25 protein-coding genes are annotated in these 21,120 nt (G+C 69.6%); 18 read left to right on the forward strand and 7 right to left on the reverse strand.

The window, feature by feature from the left end; all coding sequences use genetic code 11:
- The first annotated feature begins 20 nt into the window (after nt 1-20).
- Genes ACN6LB_RS31635 through ACN6LB_RS31675 form a run of 9 tightly spaced genes read left to right on the forward strand, consistent with a single transcriptional unit; the run spans nt 21 to nt 7,927 of the window.
- Complete coding sequence (locus ACN6LB_RS31635; protein WP_356143751.1) at nt 21-1,346, forward strand: enolase C-terminal domain-like protein; 1,326 nt, start codon at nt 21-23, stop codon at nt 1,344-1,346.
- Nucleotides 1,339-2,238 carry an amidohydrolase family protein gene (locus ACN6LB_RS31640; RefSeq protein ID WP_445028838.1) on the forward strand — a complete coding sequence of 300 codons (900 nt, stop codon included), beginning with the start codon at nt 1,339-1,341 and terminating at the stop codon, nt 2,236-2,238. Before ACN6LB_RS31635 ends, ACN6LB_RS31640 begins: the two co-directional genes overlap by 8 nt.
- Complete coding sequence (locus ACN6LB_RS31645; protein ID WP_445028839.1) at nt 2,229-2,666, forward strand: RbsD/FucU domain-containing protein; 438 nt, start codon at nt 2,229-2,231, stop codon at nt 2,664-2,666. Before ACN6LB_RS31640 ends, ACN6LB_RS31645 begins: the two co-directional genes overlap by 10 nt.
- Complete coding sequence (locus ACN6LB_RS31650) at nt 2,663-3,712, forward strand: zinc-dependent alcohol dehydrogenase (protein WP_445028840.1); 1,050 nt, start codon at nt 2,663-2,665, stop codon at nt 3,710-3,712. The genes ACN6LB_RS31645 and ACN6LB_RS31650 overlap by 4 nt, the downstream gene beginning before the upstream one ends.
- Nucleotides 3,709-4,470 carry an SDR family oxidoreductase gene (locus ACN6LB_RS31655; RefSeq protein ID WP_445028841.1) on the forward strand — a complete coding sequence of 254 codons (762 nt, stop codon included), beginning with the start codon at nt 3,709-3,711 and terminating at the stop codon, nt 4,468-4,470. The genes ACN6LB_RS31650 and ACN6LB_RS31655 overlap by 4 nt, the downstream gene beginning before the upstream one ends.
- Entirely contained in the window at nt 4,467-5,096 is a 630-nt protein-coding gene (locus ACN6LB_RS31660) for a bifunctional 4-hydroxy-2-oxoglutarate aldolase/2-dehydro-3-deoxy-phosphogluconate aldolase (protein WP_445028842.1), read from the forward strand. The genes ACN6LB_RS31655 and ACN6LB_RS31660 overlap by 4 nt, the downstream gene beginning before the upstream one ends.
- On the forward strand, nt 5,093-6,142 hold the full coding sequence (locus ACN6LB_RS31665) for a sugar kinase (RefSeq protein WP_445028843.1): 1,050 nt from the start codon (nt 5,093-5,095) through the stop codon (nt 6,140-6,142). The genes ACN6LB_RS31660 and ACN6LB_RS31665 overlap by 4 nt, the downstream gene beginning before the upstream one ends.
- Nucleotides 6,143-6,200: 58 nt before the next feature.
- Nucleotides 6,201-7,214, forward strand: coding sequence for an aldo/keto reductase (locus tag ACN6LB_RS31670; protein WP_445028872.1), 1,014 nt, complete (start codon nt 6,201-6,203; stop codon nt 7,212-7,214).
- Nucleotides 7,205-7,927, forward strand: a complete 723-nt coding sequence (locus ACN6LB_RS31675; RefSeq protein WP_356149075.1) for a FadR/GntR family transcriptional regulator — start codon at nt 7,205-7,207, stop codon at nt 7,925-7,927. The genes ACN6LB_RS31670 and ACN6LB_RS31675 overlap by 10 nt, the downstream gene beginning before the upstream one ends.
- A gap of 60 nt (nt 7,928-7,987) precedes the next feature.
- Here ACN6LB_RS31675 and ACN6LB_RS31680 read toward each other — a convergent pair whose 3' ends face one another.
- The gene (locus tag ACN6LB_RS31680; RefSeq protein ID WP_356149072.1) at nt 7,988-8,350 is read right to left on the reverse strand and encodes a hypothetical protein; all 363 of its coding nucleotides are present in this window, start codon (nt 8,348-8,350) and stop codon (nt 7,988-7,990) included.
- A 107-nt stretch (nt 8,351-8,457) separates the two neighbouring features.
- On the opposite strand from ACN6LB_RS31680, the gene sigJ reads away from it, so the two are divergent.
- The 3 genes from sigJ to ACN6LB_RS31695 all read left to right on the forward strand — a co-directional run bounded on the left by sigJ (nt 8,458) and on the right by ACN6LB_RS31695 (nt 10,919).
- Nucleotides 8,458-9,363 (forward strand): RNA polymerase sigma factor SigJ, encoded by a 906-nt coding sequence (gene sigJ / locus ACN6LB_RS31685; protein ID WP_445028844.1) that lies wholly within the window; start codon nt 8,458-8,460, stop codon nt 9,361-9,363.
- A 207-nt stretch (nt 9,364-9,570) separates the two neighbouring features.
- A complete protein-coding gene (locus ACN6LB_RS31690; protein ID WP_445028845.1) occupies nt 9,571-9,921 on the forward strand; it encodes a hypothetical protein in 351 nt (116 codons plus the stop codon).
- Nucleotides 9,922-10,214: 293 nt separating this feature from the next.
- Nucleotides 10,215-10,919 (forward strand): hypothetical protein, encoded by a 705-nt coding sequence (locus tag ACN6LB_RS31695; RefSeq protein ID WP_445028846.1) that lies wholly within the window; start codon nt 10,215-10,217, stop codon nt 10,917-10,919.
- Nucleotides 10,920-10,927: 8 nt separating this feature from the next.
- On the opposite strand, the gene ACN6LB_RS31700 is transcribed toward ACN6LB_RS31695, so the two are convergent.
- The gene (locus tag ACN6LB_RS31700; protein WP_445028847.1) at nt 10,928-11,500 is read right to left on the reverse strand and encodes a TIGR03086 family metal-binding protein; all 573 of its coding nucleotides are present in this window, start codon (nt 11,498-11,500) and stop codon (nt 10,928-10,930) included.
- Nucleotides 11,501-11,687: 187 nt separating this feature from the next.
- Here ACN6LB_RS31700 and ACN6LB_RS31705 point away from each other — a divergent pair, with 187 nt between their 5' ends.
- From ACN6LB_RS31705 to ACN6LB_RS31720, 4 genes are read left to right on the forward strand one after another with little or no spacing between them, the layout of a single operon-like run.
- A complete protein-coding gene (locus tag ACN6LB_RS31705; RefSeq protein WP_356145675.1) occupies nt 11,688-12,050 on the forward strand; it encodes an ArsR/SmtB family transcription factor in 363 nt (120 codons plus the stop codon).
- Complete coding sequence (locus ACN6LB_RS31710) at nt 12,034-12,555, forward strand: SRPBCC family protein (protein ID WP_445028848.1); 522 nt, start codon at nt 12,034-12,036, stop codon at nt 12,553-12,555. The genes ACN6LB_RS31705 and ACN6LB_RS31710 overlap by 17 nt, the downstream gene beginning before the upstream one ends.
- Entirely contained in the window at nt 12,555-12,848 is a 294-nt protein-coding gene (locus ACN6LB_RS31715) for a hypothetical protein (RefSeq protein ID WP_445028849.1), read from the forward strand. The genes ACN6LB_RS31710 and ACN6LB_RS31715 overlap by 1 nt, the downstream gene beginning before the upstream one ends.
- A 45-nt stretch (nt 12,849-12,893) precedes the next feature.
- On the forward strand, nt 12,894-13,223 hold the full coding sequence (locus ACN6LB_RS31720) for a dihydrofolate reductase family protein (RefSeq protein WP_445028850.1): 330 nt from the start codon (nt 12,894-12,896) through the stop codon (nt 13,221-13,223).
- Here the strand turns inward: ACN6LB_RS31720 and ACN6LB_RS31725 are convergent.
- Nucleotides 13,207-13,857, reverse strand: coding sequence for a TetR/AcrR family transcriptional regulator (locus ACN6LB_RS31725; protein WP_445028851.1), 651 nt, complete (start codon nt 13,855-13,857; stop codon nt 13,207-13,209). The two genes, ACN6LB_RS31720 and ACN6LB_RS31725, sit on opposite strands and share 17 nt — an antisense overlap.
- A gap of 221 nt (nt 13,858-14,078) precedes the next feature.
- On the opposite strand from ACN6LB_RS31725, the gene ACN6LB_RS31730 reads away from it, so the two are divergent.
- Nucleotides 14,079-15,269, forward strand: coding sequence for a CaiB/BaiF CoA transferase family protein (locus tag ACN6LB_RS31730; protein WP_445028852.1), 1,191 nt, complete (start codon nt 14,079-14,081; stop codon nt 15,267-15,269).
- 21 nt (nt 15,270-15,290) lie between these two features.
- Here the strand turns inward: ACN6LB_RS31730 and ACN6LB_RS31735 are convergent, their stop codons facing one another.
- The 4 genes from ACN6LB_RS31735 to nhaC all read right to left on the reverse strand — a co-directional run bounded on the left by ACN6LB_RS31735 (nt 15,291) and on the right by nhaC (nt 20,435).
- On the reverse strand, nt 15,291-16,004 hold the full coding sequence (locus ACN6LB_RS31735) for a lysostaphin resistance A-like protein (RefSeq protein WP_445028853.1): 714 nt from the start codon (nt 16,002-16,004) through the stop codon (nt 15,291-15,293).
- 20 nt (nt 16,005-16,024) lie between these two features.
- Nucleotides 16,025-17,293 (reverse strand): arginine deiminase, encoded by a 1,269-nt coding sequence (locus tag ACN6LB_RS31740; protein ID WP_445028854.1) that lies wholly within the window; start codon nt 17,291-17,293, stop codon nt 16,025-16,027.
- Between the two features lie 43 nt (nt 17,294-17,336).
- The gene (locus ACN6LB_RS31745; RefSeq protein WP_445028855.1) at nt 17,337-18,794 is read right to left on the reverse strand and encodes a basic amino acid/polyamine antiporter; all 1,458 of its coding nucleotides are present in this window, start codon (nt 18,792-18,794) and stop codon (nt 17,337-17,339) included.
- A gap of 114 nt (nt 18,795-18,908) precedes the next feature.
- Nucleotides 18,909-20,435 carry a Na+/H+ antiporter NhaC gene (gene nhaC / locus ACN6LB_RS31750; protein WP_445028856.1) on the reverse strand — a complete coding sequence of 509 codons (1,527 nt, stop codon included), beginning with the start codon at nt 20,433-20,435 and terminating at the stop codon, nt 18,909-18,911.
- A 183-nt stretch (nt 20,436-20,618) separates the two neighbouring features.
- On the opposite strand from nhaC, the gene ACN6LB_RS31755 reads away from it, so the two are divergent.
- A complete protein-coding gene (locus ACN6LB_RS31755) occupies nt 20,619-21,110 on the forward strand; it encodes a DUF1269 domain-containing protein (protein ID WP_445028857.1) in 492 nt (163 codons plus the stop codon).
- Nucleotides 21,111-21,120 lie beyond the last annotated feature (10 nt).

The raw sequence follows: 21,120 nt of genomic DNA on the forward strand, positions 1-21,120 counted from the left end.
CTCTCACAGGAGTTGCCGTCATGCCCTCAGCCGTGTCCGCATCCGCCCGCATCACCGCCCTGGACGTCCTCGACGTACGCTTCCCGACGTCCGAGCACCTGGACGGGTCGGACGCGATGAACCCCGAACCCGACTACTCGGCCGCCTACGTCATCCTGCGCACCGACGCCACGGACGGACTCGAAGGCCACGCGCTGGCCTTCACCACCGGCCGCGGCAACGACGTCCAGGCGGCTGCCGTCGCGGCCCTCGCTCCGCACGTGGTCGGCCTGTCCGTCGAGGAGGTCTGCGCAGACCTCGGAGCGTTCTCGCGCTCCCTCGTCCATGACCCCCAACTCCGCTGGCTCGGCCCGGAGAAGGGCGCCATCCACATGGCCACCGGCGCGGTCGTCAACGCCGCCTGGGACCTGGCCGCCAAGCGGGTCGGCAAGCCCGTATGGCGCTTCCTCGGCGAGATGCCACCGGAGGATCTGGTCGCACAGGTCGACTTCCGCTGGCTCAGCGACGCCCTCACCCCCGAGGAGGCGCTGGAGATCCTGCGCCGCGCCGAGCCCGGCCGCCAGGAGCGCATCGCCCGTCTGCTGGAGCGCGGTTACCCCGCCTACACCACCACCCCCGGCTGGCTCGGCTACTCCGACGAGAAGCTCGCCCGCCTGGCGCGGGAGGCCGTCGCGGACGGCTTCACCCAGATCAAGCTGAAGGTCGGCGCGTCGCTGGAGGACGACGTACGGCGCATGCGCACCGCTCGCGAGGCGGTCGGCGACGGCATCCGCATCGCCGTCGACGCCAACCAGAGATGGGACGTCGGTCCCGCGATCGAGTGGATGAGCGCCCTGGCCCCCTACGACCCGTACTGGATCGAGGAGCCCACCTCCCCGGACGACATCCTCGGCCACGCCGCCATCCGCAAGGCCGTCGGCCCGATCAAGGTCGCCACCGGCGAGCACATCGCCAACCGGGTCGTCTTCAAGCAGCTTCTCCAGGCCGGCGCGGTGGACATCGTGCAGATCGACTCGGCACGGGTCGGCGGGGTGAACGAGAACATCGCGATCCTGCTCCTCGCCGCGAAGTTCGGGACGCCGGTCTGCCCGCACGCCGGCGGCGTCGGTCTGTGCGAGATGGTGCAGCACCTGTCGATGTTCGACTACGTCGCCGTCTCCGGCACGGTCGAGGACCGCGTCATCGAGTACGTCGACCACCTCCACGAGCACTTCGTCGACCCGGTACACATCACCGACGGCCACTACGTGGCGCCCGCCCTGCCCGGACTCGGGGCGCAGATGCACCCGGAGTCGCTGAAGGAGTACACATACCCCGACGGCCCCGTCTGGTCCGCCCGTGTCTGACACACCGCACCTGGTCGACGCCCACCACCATGTGTGGGACCTCGACCACCGTTCGCAGCCCTGGCTGAACGAACCCGGCCTTGAACCCATCCGCCGTGCCTTCGCTCCCGAGGACCTGCGCACGTCGGCGACCCGGAGCATCGCCGGACGCCGTCTGGGCAGCACGGTGGTCGTCCAGTGCGTGACGTCCGTGTCCGAGACCCGTGAACTGCTGGCCCTGGCCGACGAGGACCCGCTCATCGGGGCGGTCGTCGGCTGGGCGGATCCGACCTCCCCTGCGGTCGGTGACGTACTCGACGAATTGCTGGCGGGGCCCGGCGGCCGCCATCTGCGTGCCGTGCGGCACCTCGTGCAGGGCGAATCCGATCCGCAGTGGCTCCAACGACCGGCCGTGGAACAGGGGTTGCGGGCGACGGCGGAGCGCGGACTCGGCTACGACGTGCTCGTCCGCAGTCACCAGCTGCCGCAGGCGGTCCGCCTCGCCGAGCGTCTCCCGGACCTGCCCCTGGTCCTGGACCACGCGGGCAAGCCGCCCATTGCCCAGCACGCGCTGGACGACTGGGAACGGGACCTCCGGAGGCTGGCCGCGCACTCCCAGGTGCGGTGCAAGGTGTCCGGTCTGGTGACGGAGGCCGATCACGAGAAGTGGACGGTCGACGATCTCCGGCCGGTGTGGAACATCCTGCTCTCCGCCTTCGGCCCCGACCGCCTGATGTTCGGCTCGGACTGGCCCGTCTGCGTCCTCGCGGGCGGCTGGAACCGCTGGGCAGCCGCCGTCGAGGAACTCCTCGCCGACTGCTCGGCCGACGAGACCGAGGCGGTTCTCGTCGGCACCGCGACCGACTTCTACCGCCTGTCACCCGACACGGAGGAGGGCACGCCGTGCTCCTGACCGAACTGCTGCACCCCGGCATGCTCGAAGCCCTGGCCGGAGCGGGCCACGGCGCCCGCGTCCTGCTCGCCGACGGCCACTACCCGGCGAGCACCGCCACCGCTGAGCGAGCGAGGACCGTCCACCTCAACCTCGCCCCCGGCCTGCTGGACGTCACCACCGTGCTCGACGTCCTGCTGCGGGCCCTGCCTGTCGAGTCGGCACACGTGATGGTGCCGCCCGAGGGTGAACCGGAGCCGCCCGCCATCGCCGAGTACCGCTCCATGCTGGCGCCCGTTCAGGTCGAAACGCTCGGCCGCTTCGAGTTCTACGACGCGGCCCGCTCCCCCGACCTGGCGCTGACCGTCGTCACCGCCGACATCCGTACCTACGCCAACCTGCTGCTGACCATAGGCGTCCGCGCCGAAGGGACCCTGACCCCACGATGACACTCGCTGTTCGCTACACCGCCGCCCGCACCCTGGACACGGCCCCCGCGCTCAGTGCGCCGCCCGGTCCCGGCGAGGTGCAGCTCGCCCCCGCCTACGTCGGCATCTGCGGCACCGACCTGCACATCTTCCACGGTGACATGGACGCCCGTGTCCACACACCCGCCGTCCTGGGACACGAGATGTCCGGCCGTGTCGTGCGCGTCGGCCCGGGCGTCGAGGGATGGCAGCCCGGTGACGCAGTCACGGTGATGCCGCTGCGCTGGGACGGTACCTGCCCGGCGTGCCTGAAGGGCCATCAGCACATCTGTCAGAACCTGGACTTCATCGGTATCGACTCGCCGGGTGCGATGCAGCAGCGGTGGACTGTCCCTGCCTCGACGCTGATCCGGCTGCCGGACTCCCTTCCCCTGGACCGGGCCGCGCTCGTCGAACCGACGGCGGTTGCCGTGCACGACGTGGGCCGGGCCGAGGTCGCCGAGGGTGAGAAGGTCGTGGTGGTCGGCGGCGGCCCGGTCGGCATCCTCATCGCGCTGGTCGCGCGGGCCGCGGGCGCCGAAGTCCGGGTGGTGGAACTGAGCGCCCACCGTCGGCTGCTGGCCGAGGAGTTGGGGCTGACCAGCTGGGACCCGGCCGACGTGGACGTGCCGGAGGCCGTCGGGCAGTGGACCTCCGGCGCGGGCGCGGACGTCGCCTTCGAGGTGTCCGGTGCGGCAGGCGGCGTGGACACGGCGGTGGAGGTGCTCGGCGTGCGCGGCCGTCTCTGCCTCGTCGCCATCCACCCAAGGCCCCGCGAGATCAACCTGCACCGCTTCTTCTGGCGCGAACTGACCCTCATCGGGGCCCGGTTGTATGACCGCTCCGACTTCGAGACGGCAGTGGCGCTGGTCGCGGACGGGACGATTGCGGCGGAGCGGCTGATCAGCAAGGTCGTGCCGCTCACGCAGGCGCCCGCCGCGTTCGAGGCCCTGGAGGGCGGCGGCAACGTGATGAAGATCCTCGTCGACTGCACCACCAACGACAACGCTCAGGGAGTCGCCGTATGACCGCCTTCGACCTCACGGGCAAGCTCGCAGTCGTCACCGGCGCCCGGCGCGGCATCGGGCGGGCCATGGCCCGCGCACTCGCCGAGGCCGGAGCGGACGTCATCGGGGTGAGTGCCTCGCTGGAGGAGTCCGGCAGCGCGGTGGAGAAGGACGTGGTCGCCGCGGGCCGTACGTTCGAGGCGATCCGCACCGACTTCGCCGATCCCGATGCCGTACGAGCCCTCGGCGCGGACCTGGCCGGACGTGAGCGCCCGGTGGACATCCTGGTCAACAACGCGGGCACCATCCGACGCGCGCCCGCAGCCCAACACTCGGATGAGGACTGGGAGTTGGTGCTCCAGGTCAACCTGAGTGCGCAGTTCGCGCTGACCCGGGCGGTCGGGGCGTCGATGGTGGCCCGCGGCCAGGGGAAGGTCATCTTCACGGCGTCGCTGCTCAGCTTCCAGGGCGGCATCACCGTCCCCGGCTACACCGCCGCCAAGCACGGTATCGCCGGACTGACCAAGGCGCTGGCCAACGAGTGGGCGTCGCACGGCGTCAACGTCAACGCCCTCGCACCCGGCTACATCGCCACCGACAACACCCAGGCCCTGCAGGACGACCCGGCCCGCAGCAAGGCCATCCTGGACCGCATCCCCGCCGGACGGTGGGGCCAGGCGGACGATCTGGCCGGCGCCACCGTGTTCCTCGCCTCGGACGCCGCCGCCTACATCCACGGCGTGACCCTGCCCGTCGACGGCGGATGGCTCGGCCGATGACCGCCGATCTGGCCACCGTGCTCCTGGGGGCCCGGCTCATGCCGGTGCTGACCGTCCCGTCCGCCGCGGCCGCCGGCCCGCTCGCCGACGCACTCGCGGCGGGCGGCGCCCGGTGCGCCGAGGTCACCTTCCGCACCCCTGACGCGGAGCACGCGCTCAAGGCGATGGCCGCGCACGGCGGGCTGACCGTCGGCGCCGGCACGGTCCTCACCCCCGAGCAGGCGGAACGGGCCGTGGCGGCGGGGGCCCGCTTTCTGGTCTCGCCGGGCTTCGACGAGGAGGTCGTCGCGAAGGGCCGGGAGCTGGGGGTGCCCGTGGTGCCGGGCATCGCCACCGCCACCGAGCTGATGCTCGCCCTGAAGGCAGGCCTCGACACCGTCAAGCTGTTCCCCGCCGAGCCGCTCGGCGGCCTGCGGATGCTTCGGTCGCTCGGGGCTCCCTTCCCGCAGATACGCTTCGTGCCGACCGGCGGCATCGGCGAGGACCGCCTTGCCGACTATCTCGCCGAACCCGCCGTCCTCGCCGTCGGCGGCAGCTGGATGGCGACGCCCGCGCACCTGGAGCGCGGCGACTACGACGAGATCCGCCGGATGACGGCCGCCGCCGTGGACAGGAGCGAGCGGTGACCGTCCAAGGCGCCGACGTCATCGCGCTGGGCGAGGTGATGCTCCGCTTCGACCCGGGCGAGGGCCGGATCCGCACCGCCCGGACCTTCCAGGTCTGGGAGGGCGGCGGCGAATACAACGTCGTACGAGGTCTGCGGCGCTGTTTCGGCCTGCGCACGGCCGTCGTGACGGCCCTGGTCGACAATCCGGTGGGCCGGCTCGTGGAGGACCTGATCCTGCAGGGTGGCGTCGACACTTCGCTGATCCGCTGGGTGCCGGGTGACGGCATCGGCCGTACCGCTCGCAACGGGCTCAACTTCGTCGAGCGCGGCTTCGGAGTGCGCGGTGCGCTGGGCGTCAGCGACCGCGCGAACACGGCCGTCTCCCAGCTGCGGAAGGGGGACGTGGACTGGGACGCGGTCTTCGCCTCGGGCCCACGCTGGTTCCACACGGGCGGTGTCTTCGCGGGGCTGTCGCAGACCACGGTGGACGTGGCGGACGAGGCCATGGCGGCCGCACGCCGGCACGGCGTCACGGTTTCCTACGACCCCAACTACCGCCCGAGCCTGTGGGACGGCCGGGGCGGTGCCGAACGGGCACGCGAGGTCGACCTGCGGCTCGCCCGCCATGCGGACGTCGTGGTGGGCGCACTGGGTCTGACCGGGCGGTACCCGGGCGATGTACGTGTCCCTCCCGAGGGGGTACCGGACGCCCTGGCGGAGGTGGCCGCCACGGTCCCCGCGGCCCAGGTTCTCGCGACGACGCTGCGGGAGGTCCCCTCCGCGGGTGTGAACGACTGGGCGTCGGCGGCCTGGTCCGCGCAGGCGGGGTTCGTCCCCGGCCCGATGATGTCCGCTCTGCACGTACTGGACCGCATCGGCTCCGGCGACGCCTTCGCCGCCGGCCTGATCCACGGACTGCTCACGGGCGCCTCCCTGGAGCGTGCCCTCGCCTACGGCACGGCCCACGGAGCCCTCGTCATGACCACCCCGGGGGACGTCTCCATGGCCTCCCTCACCGAGGTCGAGGCACTCGTCGACGGCGGCTCGGCCGCCGTCAGCCGCTGACCGGTCGCACAGCGGCCCGCACCACCCGCACTCCCGAGGAGCACCCTTGAGACAGTCCATCGGACGCCGGAAGATCACGAACACCTCTGTCGAGCTCACCGAACTCGGCTTCGGGGCCTCCGGCATCGGCAACCTCTACCGAGTCACCTCCGCTCGCGACGCCGAGGCCGCGGTCGAGACCGCCTGGGAAGCCGGCATCCGCTCTTTCGACACGGCACCGCACTACGGACTCGGTCTCTCCGAACAGCGGCTGGGCGCGGCGTTGCGGGGCCGGCCGCGTGAGGCGTACGTCGTCTCCTCGAAGGTCGGCCGCCTGCTCGTCCCCAACGAGCGGCCTCGCGGCGTCGATGACGAGGGGTTCGTGGTGCGGGACGATTTGCGCAGGCAGTGGGACTTCAGCCGTGACGGGGTGCTCCGCTCCATCGAGGGGACCTTGGAGCGCATGGGGCTGGACCGTCTGGACGTCGTCTACCTGCACGACCCCGACGACCACTGGAGGCAGGCCGCCGAGGAGGCCATGCCCGCCTTGGCGGACCTGCGCGATCAGGGGGTGATCGGCGCGATCGGGGCCGGCATGAACCAGACGGCCATGCTCGCCCGCTTCCTGCGCGAGACCGCCGCCGACATCGTGATGCTCGCCGGGCGCTACACCCTGCTCGACCAGTCGGCGTTGGACGACGTGCTGCCGGCAGCTCAGGAGACGGGCAAGAATGTGGTGGCGGTCGGTGTGTTCAACTCGGGCCTGCTCTCCCTGGACCGGCCCGCCGAGGGCATGAAGTACGACTACGAGGACGCCCCACCGGACCTGGTCGCCCGCGCCCTGGCGATCGCCGAGATCTGCGAGGCTCACGGTACGACCCTGCCCGCCGCCGCCATCGCCTTCCCCCACACGCATCGCACTATCATCAATGTCACCCTCGGTATGCGGAACCCGGAGCAGGTCGGACGAAACGTGGAACTCCACCATCAGCACATCCCCGAAGACGTCTGGGACGATCTTCGTGCCCAGGGGCTCATCAGGGCGGGCGTGCCCGCCGCGAACACGCAGGAGAGAGGTTCGCGGTGTCTTTGACGGACAAGGCCATCGAGCAGATCCGTGAGCTGATCAGCACCGGGGCGCTGCCCCCGGGGTCGAAGCTCCCGCCGGAGCCGGACCTGGCCGCCCAGCTGGGTCTGTCCCGCAACCTCGCCCGCGAAGCGGTGAAGGCATTGGCCGTCGCACGGATCCTCGAAGTCCGGCGGGGTGACGGCACGTACGTCACCAGCCTGCAGCCCAGCCTGCTTCTGGAGGGGCTCGGCGGAGCGGTGGAGCTGCTGCAGGGCGACTCGGGCGCCCTGCAGGACCTCATGGAGGTGCGGCGTCTCCTCGAACCGCTCGCCACCGCACTCGCCGCCACGCGCATCTCGGACGAGCAACTGGCCGAAGTGAAGAAGCACTTGGACGCCATGCGCGAGGCCCGTGACGATGTCGAGCAGCTCAACGCCCATGACGTGGCCTTCCACCGCGCCGTCGTCTCCGCCACCGGCAACGAGACACTCCTGACCCTTCTGGAGGGCATCTCCGGCCGCACACTGCGCGCCCGCATCTGGAGAGGTCTCGTGGACGACCAGGCCTCGGGCCGGACCCTCGCCGAACACGAGGCGATCTTCAAGGCTCTGGCCACCCGCGACGCCGCCCTCAGCCAGGCCGCCGCCCTGCTGCACGTGAGCAACACCGAACAGTGGCTCAGAGAGCATCTGCGCGCCAACGCACCCCTGCCCTCCGGAGCACGGCCGGAGAAATGACCGGTGGACGGCGCCTCACGCCGTCTCCGCTCCGATGCGCCGTCCAAACGCCTGACATCCTCAGCGCCGTGCCAGCGCCAGCACGCTCAGCCCGAACATCAGGACGCCCAGGGGGAGATGGACCGACGGTACGTGGGCGATGCCGAGCACGACCTGCACCGAGGCGAGGGCAAGGAAGCCGGACGCGTGCCAGATGGGCCGGGGGGAGCCGCCGCCCGGCTTCCACGCCAGCACCGCGGCAAGCACGTACAGCATCGAGGCCCCGTACATCACGCGGGCTCCGACGCTGTGCAGCGTCTCTCCGTAGGACGCGGTCAGCAACAACCCGGCGGAGACCGCCTGCAGGAAGATCGTCAAAGTCTGCAGGATGATCGCGATCTGCAGAAACGAGAAGCTGCGCTGTGTCGTCGCCTGGGTGGCCATGTCACGGTCCCCTGTTCCGCCCGGAGGCAGTAGATCGATAAGGTCTCATCAGCCCGACGACGCGGGCCCGCGAAAGGTAAGGCGACGAGGCGGTCGGGGGCACGGGGATGGCTGGGACGAACACCGATGAGTTCGCCGGTGAGATAGCCGGCGAGCGGCGCCAACTGATCAATGTCGCCTACCGGTTGCTCGGTTCACTGGCCGAGGCCGAGGACGCCGTGCAGGAGGCCTACGCGCGCTGGTACGCGTTGCCACGAAGCCGGCAGCGGGAGATCGTGTCCCCCGGCGCCTGGCTGACGACGGTCACCGGCCGTATCTGCCTGGACGTACTCGGCTCGGCGCGGGTCCGGCGTGAACGCTATGTCGGCGCGTGGCTGCCCGAGCCGCTGCCCGACCGTGCCGAGTGGGACCACGGCCAGGGCACCGACCCCGCCGACCAGATGGTCCTGGACGAATCGGTGACCATGGCCTTCCTCATCGTCCTTGAGTCGATGACGCCCGCCGAGCGGGTGGCGTTCGTCCTGCACGACGTCTTCCGCTACCCCTTCGCCGACATCGCCGGCGTCCTCGGCCGGACCCCTGCGGCCTGCAAGCAGCTGGCGGCCTCCGCGCGGCGCCGGGTGGGCGTCGCGCGCGCTCCCGTGACGGCGGCCGGACAGGCCGAAGCGGTGCGGCATGTCAAAGAGGCATGGGAGACGAAGAACATCGCGGCCCTCGTCGACCTCCTCGACCCGGCCGCCGTGATGACCGCAGACGGCGGCGGCATGGTCGGTGCCGTGCTGCGCCCGATCGAAGGCGGCGCGCGCATCGCCCAGTACATGGTCGCCATCGCCGACAAGGCTCCGGGGCTCGAACTCCTGGAGCGCTCGGTCAACGGTGCGCCGGGCCTGGTGGCCCAGCGTGCCGGAGTCGTCATGACCGTTGCCGCGTTCGATGTCACCGACGGTCTCGTCACCCGGATCTGGGCGGTCCGCAATCCGGAGAAGCTGCGGCCGTGGGCGCGGGACGGCTAGGGGGTGTCTTGAAAGTCCTGTGCGGTGCCCGCGGTGTTCGGTGCGTGCCCTCGGCGTGCCGGACGAAGGCCCTCGTACTGGACGTACTTGGGGCTTCGGCCGGTGCGGCGAGGGCGCGTGCCGGGCGCCGTGGGTGCTGTGCGGGACTTTCAAAACACCCCCTAGGGGTGCGGATCATGCTCGGGTAGGGCCCGCTACGCTGGCCGTATGTCTTCTGCTCTCGTTGTTGGTTACGACCCGCAAGCGATACCAGGCGTCGACGGAGAGGCTCTTCGCGCGGCTCTGGATGCGGAACTCGCCCGGTTCGGCGAGCACGGCATCGAGGCGGCCATGACGCTGGTCGTGTTCGACGAGTCGGCCGAGTCCATCCTCATCTCCTCGCTGACCGGGCACCCGTGGGATGTCGTGGTCATCGGCGGCGGGATCCGCAAGGCCGAACAGCTGCTTCCCCTCTTCGAGCGCATCGTGAACCTGATCCGCCGCCACGCGCCCCAGGCCGCCATCGCGTTCAACACCCATGGCGGGGACAGCGTCGAGGCAGCACAGCGGTGGCTCTGAACGCCGCCCCGCCGAACACGTCATGAGCCCGCGGGCCGAAAGCGGCAGCGGTGTCGGTGCCGGGTTCCTGCGCCAGTGGACCGCGTTGGCGTAACCAGCGGGCCGACCGCCCCGGCTGCCGCGACACTTGCGGATGTCCCGCTGTACCGCACTCTTGAGTCGCTCGAACTGACGGGGACCTTCACCGGGCGTAGCCTGATGACATGGACGCGGCCAGGGTGGTCGGTGTCGAACGGCTACTCAGGGGACCTACTCGTTCCGCCTGGCTGCTGCCCTGAAAGGGGTTGAGCGCCATGACGGAGGACCCGCCCGTTCCAGGCAGGGCCGGTGAAGACCCACTCAAGAGTTCTCCTGATCCAGAAGGACAAGCCCGTCAGGGGCAAGCAGTCGACAAGACCAAGTCCAAGAAGGAACCAGTTCTCGCGAATGTGATCGATCAGGCCAGGAACGCTCCGATTTGGTGGACGATTGTCGTCTGCGGAGGCGCAGTTGTTCTCGGGGAAATCCTGCTGTGGCTGGTCGATCTGTTCAATTGGCAGAACGGTCTGTCCCCGGCCCAAGTCGTAGGCGGAGTGCTCGCCATCGTCGCCATCATGTCCTACGGCGGTTTCTACATCGCCTCTCGACGAGCGCGGATCGCCATCACATCAAGTTTCCTGCTGACATTCCTCGTGATGCTGGCGTTCGTGCTCACAGTTCCCGCGATCGACAGCGGGGCGGACAAGAAACCTGTCCAGCACCCGGCAACGTCCGGCAGAGTTCCAGGTGCCGCCAGTAATGAGACTGCCGAGCAGGACTATGCCCACCAGTTGATGGGTGACTTCCGTTGGGTTGTGATGACCGTGATCATCGCGTACTTCGGAAGCGAGGCAGTGGTCGGCGGGACCAAGGTTCTGGCCGCGGGGAAGAAGGCCGACGACCATGCGGCCATGACGAAGATCCAGAGGTCCGATCGCGACCTGGTTGTCCCGCCCCCCAATGACGAGGAAGACGGTTAGCCGAACGGCTACGGGGACGGTACCGGCTCGCGTCCGAGGAATGCCACGAGCCGATCCACAGCTGACGCCTCATCGCCGACGGGAACGATCTCGCCGAAGGCCATGTCCTTGCCCCGGTACTCCGGCGGGAGGGTGGCCTCGGCACGGGTCAGGGTTTCCGCCGCTTCCTGGTCGGTGAAGGGGATCGGCTGCGCGGTGGCGACCGCCAAGTCCCAGCCGTGGGTCAGGTATTCCATGAGCGTCATGTTGAACACCGCTTCGGCCGGCAGTTTGTTGCTGCCGGTGACGGCGACTTCGCGGTCGAAGCCGTATTTCTCCCACCCGGCAACGAGGCCTGCCGCGGCAGCGCGGAATTCGGCTGCGGGGTCGTCGCCGCACCTGTGGTTCGCAGCGTCGCCCTCGTGGACCCGGCCGTGGCAGCCGGCCTCGAACAGCTGGAGCCACCCGACGATGTGGTTGACCAGGGTTTCGACGTCGTAGTCGGCGCACGGAGTGGGGAGGCCGAGCTGGTCGGCGTCGACGCCCTCGACAAGGTCGCCGGTCTTGGACAGGACACCCGCAAGAAGCTCGACTTTATCCATGGTCGAATTCTAGAAGCGGCTGTTGATCGCGGTCTTGAAGAAACGCGACACCGCGACTTCGCCCTCTCCATTCCGCCCCGATGCTTAAGCAGGGAAAACTCACCGGGTCCCGGCAAAACAGTCGGGCCGTGCCGGTCGTTGGTCACGCAGCCGTTGACACATGCCTATATAGGCATACGATGGCGTCATGGCACGAGCGGCGACGACCTCGGACGCGTTCAACGCGATCGCCGAACCGCAGCGGCGGGAGATCCTGGTGCTGCTGCGGGGCGGCGAGCGGCCCGTGACCGAGCTGGCGCGCGACCTGGGGATGAGCCAGCCGCAGGCGTCCAAGCACCTGCGGGTGCTCCGCGAGGTCGGGCTGGTACGGGTCCGCGGGGTGGGCAAGCAGCGGCTGTACGGCCTTGACGCCCAGGGTCTGCGGCCGGTCCACGAGTGGGTGGGCGGCTTCGAGCGGTTCTGGAACGAGACCTTCGACCGGCTGGACGAGTACGTGCGAGACCTGAATCAGGCAAGGCAGGAGGAACCACCGGATGACGACGACCAGTAGCGACGGAGAGCCTGACGGCGCGATCGCGGCCCGCGAGGTCGTGATCTCGCGAGCCATCGGCGCCCCACGGGAGCTGGTGTTCGAGGCGTTCACGCAGGTCCGGCACCTGTCGCGGTGGTGGGGACCGGAGGGGTTCACCACCACGACGCGGTCCTTCGAGTTCCGCGTGGGCGGGGCCTGGGACTTCGTGATGCACGGGCCGGACGGGACCGACTACCAGGAGTGGATCACCTGGCGGGAGATCGTCCCGCCGGAACGCATCGCGTTGCTGCACGGCGAGTCCCGCGACGACCCCAACGCCTTCGAGTCGGTCCTGGCCTTCGAGCCGGCCGGCGACGGGACCCGCATCGTGATGCGCACGGTGTTCCCCACCAAGGAACTGCGCGACGAGGCGGTGGAGAAGTACCACGCGATCGAGGGCGGCGAGCAGACGCTGCGCAACCTGGCGGCCTACGTCGCCGAAGTCACCCGGAGCCAGACCGCGCCGAAGGGCGCGGAAGGCTGATGGCCGGGAAGGTGTTCTTCAGCGTGACGATGTCGCTGGACGGGTTCATGGCGCCGGAGGCCGTGCCCGTCGAGCTCGTCTTCTCGCCCGAAGGCCGAAACGACCCGAGGGTCCGGCGCTGGATGACGAAGTGGTCGCAGCTGCAGGCGTGGGCGTTCCCGCAGCGGTTCTTCCGGGAGAACCTCAAGCTCGGCGAGGGCGGCGAGGAAGGACTCGACAACGACATCGCTCGGGCGACGTACGAGCGCACCGGCGCGAGCGTCATGGGCAAGCGGATGTTCGACGCCGGCTAGCCGGCATGGCCGCAGGAGGCGCCGTTCCACACTCCGGTGTTCGTCGTGACCCACACCAGGCGTGACCCGTGGGAGCGGCCGGGCGGCACGACCTTCCACTTCGTCAACGACGGCATCAACAGCGCCCTCGACCAGGCCCGCAAGGCCGCCGGCGACCGCGACGTCCGCATCGCAGGCGGCGCCGAGACGATCCAGGAGTACCTGGACAGCGGCCTGATCGACGAGTTCTCGATCACCCTCGCGCCCGTACTGCTCGGCACCGGCATCCGCCTGTTCGACCGCGTGGACCCGGACCGCCTCACCCTCGACCAGACCCGCGCGGACGCATCATCCCGGGTGACCCACCTGACCTACACCGTCAGGACCTGTGGGTGACGGGCGCCAGCCACAGCCCGAGCAGTGCGTCGATCAGGCCGGTGGCGGCGTCGTGCCAGTTGGCGCGGGGCGTGGGGGTGTTCTCGGCGAGCGCGCGTTCCCGCTCGGCGGACATGTGGACGATCAGCTGGCGTGACATGGCACCGCGTTCGGCGTGCACCTCGCCCGGCAGGTCGGGCAGGCAGCGGTTCAGGCCCTCGATGATCGGCCGCAGTGAAGCGGCGGCGAGGGACTCCTCGACCATGATCTCCTGTAGTGCGGGGTCCGTCATCACCTGGGCGCAGAAACGCGCGTACCAGGTAGGGCTGCCGAGCTCCGCCAGATGCTCCAGGACCGGACGTACCAGGCAGTCCACCCAGTCCCGTACGTCCGTGGAGTCGCCGATCTCCGCGAGGTGCCGTGCGCGGATCCGCTCGATCTGCACGGAGTGCTTGCGGGCGATCGCGCGGACGAGGTCGGCCTTGGTGCCGAAGTGGTAGCCGACGGCGGTGTTGTTGCCCTGGCCCGCGGCCTCGCTGACCTGGCGGTTCGAGACGGCGTACACCCCGTTCTCGGCGAAGAGCCGCTCCGCGGCCGTCAGGATCAGCTCCCTGGTCGCGTTGGCCTGCTCCGACCGCACCGTCCTGCCCGCCATGCTCACCACCGCACCGGGACTTCGCGCACATCTGCGACGGCCAGTCCCTAGAGCCGCCGCACGTCCTCCACCGCACCGGCGGGTTCCAGCGAACGAAGCCTACGCAACGACGCAGGCGAGGGCGGCGGCCGGGCCACCGTTGACAGGTGCTCGGGACGAGCCGTACAAAGCAGCGCAGAGGGCCTGTCGACAGGACCCCATGTCGACCAGGAACAGGACGCGTGACGGTGCAGCAGCTCCCCCTGTCCGGAATCACGGTGGTCAGTCTCGAACAGGCCGTGGCCGCCCCCTACGCCACCCGGCAGCTCGCCGACCTCGGCGCCCGCGTGATCAAGGTGGAGCGGCCGGGTGACGGCGACTTCGCCCGCCGCTACGACACGACGGTGCACGGCCACTCCAGCTATTTCGTCTGGCTCAACCGGTCCAAGGAGTCCCTCACACTGGACCTCAAGGATCCGCGGGGCCGTGAGATCCTGCACCAACTCCTCGACGGCGCCGATGTGTTCCTGCAGAACCTGGCCCCGGGCGCCACCGAACGGCTCGGCCTGGGCACCGACGCGCTCACCCGCCGCTACCCACGGCTGATCCCGTGCACGATCTCCGGTTACGGCACGTCCGGACCCTGGAGCGACCGCAAGGCGTACGACCTGCTGGTGCAGTGCCAGACAGGCCTGGTGTCGCTGACGGGCACCGCCGAGGAGTCGGTGCGGACCGGGATCTCCGTAGCCGACATCGCCGCGGGCATGTACGCCTACAGCGGTGTCCTCACCGCCCTGTTCACCCGGGCCACCACCGGCGCGGTGCACCCGGTGGAGGTGTCGCTGTTCGAGGCGCTGGCGGAGTGGATGTGCCAGCCCGCCTATTACACCCAGTACGGCGGCCGGCAGCCGGCGCGCCTGGGCACCCAGCACCCCACCATCGCGCCGTACGGCACCTACACCGCCGCCGACGGCAAGGACGTGCTCTTCTCCATCCAGAACGAGCGCGAGTGGGCTGCGCTGTGCGCGGAGTTCCTCGGCAGGCCGGAGCTGACCGACGACCCGCGCTTCGCCACCGGCTCCGACCGGGTGGCCCACCGCGAGGAACTGAACGTCGTCGTCGCCGAGCGCATCGCCCGCTCCGACGCCGAGGAGGTCATGAAGGACCTGGAGGACATCGGGGTCGCCTGCGCCGGGGTCAACAACGTCGCCGAGTTCCTCGACCACCCCGTCCTGGCGGGTCGCGACCGCTGGCGCGAGGTGGCGGTGCCCGGCGCGACCGTGCAGGCCCTGCTCCCGCCGGCCGACCTGGCGGGCGTGCCCGCGCGCATGGACCCCGTCCCGGCTGTCGGCGAACACACCGACGCCATCCTCGCCGAACTGGGCCGGGACCCCGAGGCCATCGCGGCGCTGCGCACCGACGCCGTCGTCTGACCGGCCCGGGCAGGAAGCCCCCTAGCGCAGCAGGAAGCCGAACACGTAGCCGAGGGCGTTGGTCGCCCAGTGCAGAGCCATCGGGGCGAGCAGGCTGCGGCTGCGGTGGCGCAGGTAGCAGAACAGGCAGCCGGATGCGGCGGTGAACAGCACGGAGCCGATGTTGGCCACGACCGCGCCGAGGACCGAGTGGCCGAAGAGTGAGCCGAGTGCGGGCTTGTCGTCGGTGAGGTGGAGTGAGGGGAGGATGTGCCAGAGGCCGAACAGCACGGACGAGAACAGTGTCGCCGTGAGGACGGGGCGGATCCTGAGCACCAACCCGTACAGCACGCCGCGGAACGCGATCTCCTCCAGCAGTACGGTGCCGAGCGGGACCGTGACGAGTACGCGCAGGGCGACCTCGGCCCCGCTCAGCGTGCTGGTCCGCTGGTCCTCGAACAGGTCGCGGGTGAACGGCAGTACGGCCGCGCACAGGTAGCCGACCGCGACGATCCCGATGAGCGCGGCGGCCCAGCGCAGTCCGCTGCCGAGGGTTCCCGGGGCCAGGCCGATGTCGGCCCAGCCGCCACCGGCCCGGAACATGATCCCGATCAGCACCGCGGAGACGACGACCGCGGTGAGCAGGATCCAGGAGCGCGCCCAGCGGTTGTTCGCCAGGTTGGTGAGCACCAGTACGGCGACCACGACCGCGACAGCAACCTTGGTGGGGAGCGGCCGCGCGGTCGCACGGCGCACCGTGGACACCATGCCTGCGCTCAGAAGTCGACGGGCTCGCGGATGAGCGGGCACGTCATGCAGTGGCCGCCGCCGCGCCCGCGGCCGAGTTCGGCGCCGACGATGGTGATGACCTCGACCCCGGCCTTTCGCAGCAAGGTGTTGGTCTGGGTGTTGCGGTCGTAGGTGAAGACCACGCCGGGCTCCAGGGCGACCGCGTTGTTTCCGCTGTCCCACTGCTGGCGTTCGGAGGCGTAGACGTCGCCGCCGGTTTCCACCACGCGCAGCTTGGCCAGCCCGAGCGCCTTGGCCACGACGTCGACGAACGGCCGCGCGCCCTCGTCGGTGATCTCGATGCCGGGTGCCCTGTCGGCGGGGCGCAGGGAGAAGGTGTGCACCGCGTCCATGATGGTCGGGTAGAGCGTCACCAGGTCGCGGTCGGCAAAGGTGAAGACGGTGTCGAGGTGCATCGCGGAGCGCAGCTTCGGCATGCCGGCGACGACGACGTGCTCGGCGGCGCCGTTCGCGAACAGTGCCGCGGCGACCTGTGTGATCGCCTGCCGGGAGGTGCGTTCGCTCATGCCCATGAGGACGACGCCGTTGCCGACCGGCATGATGTCGCCGCCCTCGAACGTGGCCTGCCCCCAGTCCTGTTCGGGGTCGCCCCACCAGACGGAGGAGTTCACGAAGTCCGGGTGGAAGGCGTAGACCGCCTTCATCAGCAGGGTCTCGTCGTGACGGGCGGGCCAGTACAGCGGGTTGAGGGTGACGCCGCCGTAGAGCCAGCAGGTCGTGTCGCGCGTGTAGAGCGTGTTGGGCAGGGGCGGCATCAGGTACTCGCGTACGCCGGTGGACTCGCGGACGAGGGCGAGGTACCCGGAGCGGAACTCCTCCGGAAGGTCGGCGGTGGCCAGACCGCCGATGAGGTACTCGGCGAGCTGCTGCGGCGCGAGGGTCTCCAGGAAGGCCCTGGTGTCGTCGATCAGGCCGGTGCCCACCTGGTTGGCGACGATCTTCCGGTCGAGCAGCCAGGCCCGCGCCTCGGGATTCGCCATGGTCTGCGCGAGCAGGTCGTGCAACTCCACCACGTCGACGCCCTGCCTGCGCAGTTCGCCGACGAAGTCTGCGTGGTCGCGCTGGGCGTTCTCCACCCACATGACGTCATCGAAGAGAAGGTCGTCGGCGTTGGTGGGGGTGAGTCTGCGGTGGGCGAGGCCCGGTGCGCAGACCAGCACCTTGTGCAGCCGGCCGACCTCCGAGTGGACGCCGAACGGGGGCTGGGAGGCGGTGGCGGGGGCCTGGGCTGCCATGTCGTGCCTTTCTGGGAGCTGTTTCGTCCGTGCAGGGGGCGGGTCAGATCTCGATCCAGCCCACCGCCAGCGCGACGACGCCGAGCACTGCCCCGGCGATCGAGACGGCGAGGATGACGAGTTCACGGGGCGAGAAGAGGCGCCTGTTCCGCTCACGGCGGGCCATGACGAACAGGATCGTGGCGGGTGCGTAGACGATGAAGGACACGAGGACGTACTTCAGCCCGGCGGAGTACAGCAGGAAGAGCATGTACACCGTGGCGAGCAGCGCGACGACGAGTTCGCGGGTGTGCCCGCTGCGGGCCTCGGCCGGCGTGCCGCGTTCCGCCGTCGCGATCTTCACGGCGAAGCCCGCGGCGAGGACGAAGGGGATCAGGGACAGTGCGCTGGTCAGGTCGAGTGCGAAGTTGAAGGCGTCATCGGAGAACAGCGTGATGACCAGCACGACCTGGGACAGCAGCGTGGTCATCAGCAGTGCGGGCACGGGGACGTCGGCGGCGGTGGACCGGCGCAGGAAGCGCGGCATGTCGTTGTCCTTGGCGGCCACGAACAGCACCTCGGCGGCCATCAGCGTCCACGCCAGATAGGCGCCCAGCACGGAGACGATGAGCCCGACGCTGACGAAGACCTTGCCCCAGGTGCCGACCGCGTGCTCCAGTACGCCCGCCATGGACGGCTGGCGCAGCTCGGCGATCTCGCTCATCGGCATCAGGCCGTACGACACGATGGTGACCGACGCGAAGACGGCGAAGACGCTCAGGAAGCCGAGGATGGTGGCGCGTCCGACGTCCTCGCGGCGCTTGGCGTGCCGCGAGTAGACGCTGGCGCCCTCGACGCCGAGGAACACGAAGACCGTGGCGAGCATGGTGCCGCGGACCTGGTTGAACAGGGAGCCTGCGTAGTCGGCGCCGCCGAAGTTGTCGGCGAAGACGTCCGCCTTGAAGTAGAAGAGCGCAAGCACGATGAAGACCAGGATCGGGACGATCTTCGCCACCGTCACGATCCTGTTGATGGCCGCGGCCTCCTTGACTCCGCGCCGGATGAGCAGGAAGAACCCCCACAGCCCGACGGAGGAGAGAACCGCCGCCAGGACGGTGTCCCCCTCCCCCAGCGAAGGTGCCACGGCGCCCACGGTCGACATGATCAGCACCCAGTACGTCACGTTGCCGACGCAGGCGCTGGCCCAGTAGCCGAAGGCGGAGAAGAAGCCGAGGTATTCGCCGAAGCCCGCCTTGGCATACGCGTACACACCGGCGTCGAGGTCGGGTCTGCGGATCGCCAGGGTCTGGAAGACCAGGGCGAGCATCAGCATGCCGGTGCCCGCGATCACCCAGGCGATGAGCGCGCCCGCGACTCCGGTCTCCTGGGCGAAGCGACGCGGCAGGGAGAACACACCGGCGCCGACCATGGAGCCGACGACCATCGCGGTGAGCGTCGGCAGGGTCAACTTGGCCGCGACCGACGCTGCGTTGGAGCTCTCAGTGGCCTCGGCCTGGCTCATGTTCCACCTGCTCGGTGCGGTGTGGTGCGGCTGTTGCCGCCTGGTCGCCCCTGGTCGTCGAGATGAACGGTGAACAGTGACACCCTCGGACATTTCATAATGTCTTGCATTTTTTTACGGCCAACTGCCGGAGCTCCTCTTCTTCCCCTCGTGCTCCGACTCCGACAGGTCGGTCTTCTCGATCTTGAAGCCTGTGATGCCGTAGAGGACGCTCAGGGCTGGGCTGGCGTAGTTGAAGACGGCGTACGGCACATAGGAGAGGGTGGCCACGCCCAGGACGGCGCCCATGAAGGCGCCGCACGAGTTCCACGGGACGAGTGCGGAGGTCACCGTGCCGCTGTCGGCGGCGAGACGGGACAGGTTGGTCGGGGCGAGATTGCGCTTGGCGAACTCCAGCCGGAAGATCCGGGACGGCAGCACCAGGGCGATGTACTGGTCGCCGGCGACCACGTTCAGCCCGAACGCGCACACGAACACCGTCAGGAAGAGGCGGCCCGTGGTCGTGGCCGACCGGATGAGCGGATCGACCAGTCGCGCGATCAGCCCGAACTCCTCCAGGAGTGCGCCGAACGTGACCGCGCCGATGATCAGCCACAACGTCAGCAGCATGCTGTCCATCCCGCCGCGGGACAGGAGGCTGTCGATCTGCGGGATGCCGGAGCTGATGGAGAACCCGTTGGCCATCGCGCGCCAGACACCTTTGACCGACTCGGTCACCACGTTCCCCGAGCCCTCGACGAAGTCCCGCATCACCGAGGGCTGGAGGAACGCGCCGAGGAGGCCCGCGAAGAGCGCGGAGGAGATGAGCGCCAGGGTGGCCGGCACCTTGCGGATCGACAGGACGGCCAGCAGGACCAGGGGCAGCAGGTTGAGCGGCGTGATGTGGTAGATGTCGCCCAGGCTCTGCAGCTCGATGTCCTCGCCCACGGGATTGTGCACGTCGGGCCCTTTGACCAGGCCGAGGACGACGAAGACGACGAAGGCGATCAGGAACGCCGGCAGGGACGTCCACGCCTGCCGCTTGATGTGCTCGTGGACGTCGACCTTCACCATCTGAGCCGTGAGCACGGTCGTCTCGGACAGAGGTGAGAGCTTGTCGCCCAGGTAGGCGCCGGAGATGACGGCACCCGCCGTGATGGCGGCGGAGACTCCGACCATGTCCGCGATGCCGACCAGGCCCACCCCGATGGTGCCCGCCGTGGTCCAGGAGCTGCCGATGCTCATCGCGATGGCGCCGCAGATCACGGCCGTGGTCGCGTAGTACCAGCTCGGGGAGAGCACCTGGATGCCGTAGTACACGAGCGTCGGAATCGTGCCGGAGAGGTTCCATACGCCGATCAGGGCACCGACCGCGAGCAGGATGAAGACCGCGCTGGTGATCGAGGACAGCGCGCCCTGCCCCGCACGCTGGACTGCCTGCCAGGTGTGGCCGTTCTTCATCGCCACCAGAGCGGCGGCCATCGCGCAGAGGACCAGGGCGACTTGGATCGGTCCGTCGAGGGCGTCCAGTCCGAACAGTGCGAGGGAGCCCGCCACGAGAACGGCCAGCACGACCATGGGCAGGACGGCGTCGGCGAGTGAGGGCTCATGTGCGGGGCGGTTGCGGTTCTCCGTGCCGTCGCTCTGCGAATCGTCGCTCAAGGCCAACTCCTCGATCGCTGTCGCGTTCAGGCGGTTGCCCAGCTGACCAAGGCGACATTAGCGACAAAAGCACATCACGGCGCAGCGGCCGGAGTGGCCTCGCCAGCCACCGACATGCAGGATGTATCTGTCCAAACCATATGAATCCGGATATCCGCTTGCTTCTGTACCGAGGAGGACGCCTTGTCGGAACTCATCGTGATCGGCTACGACGACCCGCAGGTCGCCGACAACGCGTACGAGGCCGTTCAGGGACTGCAGAAGGACTTCGTGGTCAACCTGACCGGACTCGCCGTGGTCTCGGTCGACCAGGAGGGCAGGACCCACGTCGACACCCCCAACCGGCTGGTCGGCGTCTCGGCCGCGTCGGGAGCCCTCTGGGGCACCGTCTTCGGCCTGCTCTTCCTCGTCCCCGGCGTCGGCCTGCTCGCGGGCGCCGCCTTCGGCGGTCTGTTCGGCAAGCTCGCCAAGTCAGGCGTCGACGACCGTTTCCGGGACCAGGTCCAGGAGCTCCTCAAGCCCGGTTCGGCGGCCGTCGTGGTCATGGCCTCGAAGATCACCGAGGACAAGTTCGCCTCCGCCATGCAGCCGTTCGGCGGCACCGTCCTGAAGACGTCGCTGACGGACGAGGACGAGAAGGAACTCTCCGAGCACCTCGCCGGGCAGGCGGACTGAAGCGCCGCAC

It is taken from the genome of Streptomyces sp. SAS_270 (assembly GCF_052543295.1).